This is a genomic window from Ruegeria sp. YTSA108 (assembly GCF_059610185.1).
The window spans coordinates 1-1,272 of sequence record NZ_JBXWND010000033.1 but is presented as its reverse complement, the minus strand read 5'-3'; the positions used below and the strand labels follow the sequence as shown (position 1 = coordinate 1,272).

1 protein-coding gene is annotated in these 1,272 nt (G+C 60.4%); it reads left to right on the top strand.

The features are described from left to right. The coding region (gene glyA, locus AC2FHW_RS19860) for a serine hydroxymethyltransferase (protein WP_496822502.1) at positions 1–1,272 on the top strand (1,272 nt) is incomplete at its 5' end.

Here is a 1,272-nt window from a genome sequence, read left to right as displayed (position 1 = left end):
GGTTTTTTCACCCAGTCTCTCTCAGCGCGCGACCCAGAGCTGTTCGGCTCGATCACGTCCGAGCTGGGCCGTCAGCGCGACGAGATCGAATTGATCGCGTCCGAGAACATCGTCTCTGCTGCCGTGATGGAAGCGCAGGGCTCGGTGATGACCAACAAATACGCCGAAGGATACCCCGGCAGGCGTTACTATGGCGGGTGTCAATTTGTTGATATCGCTGAAAATATGGCCATCGACCGCGCCAAGCAGCTGTTCGGTTGCGGCTTTGCAAACGTCCAGCCGAACTCTGGCTCTCAGGCAAACCAGGGCGTGTTCCAGGCACTGATCAAACCCGGCGACACCATCCTGGGCATGAGCCTGGATGCGGGGGGCCACCTGACCCATGGCGCCGCACCCAACCAGTCGGGCAAGTGGTTCAACGCCGTCCATTACGGTGTGCGCAAACAGGACAACCAGATCGACTATGACCAGATCGAAGCGCTGGCGAAAGAGCATCAGCCCAAGCTGATCATCGCAGGCGGGTCGGCCATTCCGCGCATCATTGATTTTGCCCGCATGCGCGAGATCACGGACATGGTCGGCGCCTATCTGCATGTCGACATGGCCCATATCGCCGGTCTGGTCGCGACAGGCGCACACCCATCGCCCTTCCCGCATGCGCATGTGGCTACTACCACCACGCATAAAACCCTGCGCGGTCCGCGGGGCGGCATGATCCTGACCAATGACGAGGCGATCGCCAAGAAAGTGAACTCGGCCATCTTCCCTGGCATTCAGGGTGGCCCGCTGATGCATGTCATCGCGGCCAAGGCCGTGGCCTTTGGCGAAGCACTGCGACCCGAGTTCAAGGACTACATCGCCCAGGTGGTCACCAACGCGCAGGCCCTGTCGGACCAGTTGATCAAAGGTGGGCTGGACACAGTCACCCACGGCACCGATACCCACGTGGTTCTGGTGGACCTGCGCCCTAAAGGCGTCAAAGGCAACGCGACTGAAAAGGCACTGGGCCGGGCGCATATCACCTGCAACAAGAACGGTGTCCCGTTCGATCCCGAAAAACCGATGGTGACCAGCGGCATCCGCCTTGGCAGCCCCGCAGGTACCACGCGTGGCTTTGGCGAGGCCGAGTTCCGCCAGATCGCCGACTGGATCATCGAAGTGGTCGACGGTCTGGCCGCAAATGGCGAGGACGGTAACGGTGAGGTCGAGGCCAAAGTCAAAACCGAAGTCGCAAACCTCTGCGCCAGATTCCCTATCTATCCAAACTTGTAA